Raw genomic sequence first — 1,051 nt, 5'->3', positions numbered from 1 at the left:
TAATCAATAACTTTTTGAACAAGAGCAGAAATATCATCAGGGAAGTTTTCAGCTTGAGCAAATTGTGCAATTTGTTGATGATGATATTGTCTTCCATCATACACTACCACGATACTGGTATCCCCTACTTGTAAATAATGGGTTTCACCAAATTCGGTATATCTGGTTGCACCAATACTGATAATTGCTTGAGAAGGATAATTGGCTTGTTTCAACAATTCGGGAATGTCATTCATAGGGCCTTGATCAGGCTGATTATTCATTCTGTCAATTAGCCAATCTACTAATTTTTGATTGAAATAATTATAGCCGGATATAGGGCTATCTATACCGTATGCAGTCAAGATATCATTTCTTTTGTGAAAACAAGCAATACGATAATGATCTAGTTTGTCACCTTTATCTATAGAATTGACATCTAAAAAGCGACTCGAAATGCCTTTTGACGCATTTCCCCAATTCTTTTTTTCACAAATTTTCTTGGCATTAGGTTTTCGGATGGAGCAATCATTATAAGCTGCAAAAGCAAAAGGTGATAAAGTGATGACTTTTTTGTTGCTGTCATAGCTAATATTAAATAGTATGGCAACTTCTGGCTCTATTTGTAAATTATCTGCACCGACAGGGGCTTGAATGGTTGAGGATGAAAGTGGAAAAGTTGATAAAAAATTATCGGCATTAGGTACATAAAAAGGAAAAATAGCTTTCGGTTGAGAAGCCTCTTTTGTTACAACCTGTTCAAAATCTTTTGCTTCACCAGCTTGTTCTAAATGCCCTGCAAAGTTACCGGCTACTCCGAAGCCGATAAATTGAGTTAAGTCCATAGTTATCTCCATAGTAGTAAAAAATACAGATTAAAAAGAAAATTGATGTAAAACAATACATTTTGCAGAAATTCTAGGCAGTTAAATAAAAAAGTGTGATATTCGTCATAAAAACAGTTGCAAGGTATAAAAAAATCCCTATAATGCCGCCTCACGCAACAAGAGAGGATAAACACTGGCTCAAAAGCGAAGATAATATCCTAGAAAGTGAAAAAAGCTTGAAAAAA

General features: G+C 34.6%; 1 protein-coding gene. It reads right to left on the bottom strand.

Annotation, left to right across the window (positions count from 1 at the left end; all coding sequences use genetic code 11):
* On the bottom strand, nt 1-824 hold an 824-nt coding region (locus P375_RS11935; protein ID WP_084598524.1), incomplete at its 3' end, for a DUF5718 family protein.
* Nucleotides 825-1,051: the final 227 nt, after the last annotated feature.

The sequence above is a fragment of the Gallibacterium genomosp. 2 genome (assembly GCF_000771895.1).
In the GTDB taxonomy this organism is placed as follows: domain Bacteria; phylum Pseudomonadota; class Gammaproteobacteria; order Enterobacterales; family Pasteurellaceae; genus Gallibacterium.
The sequence above is the reverse complement of the archived record's forward strand: the minus strand, read 5'-3'. Positions and strand labels throughout refer to the sequence as shown.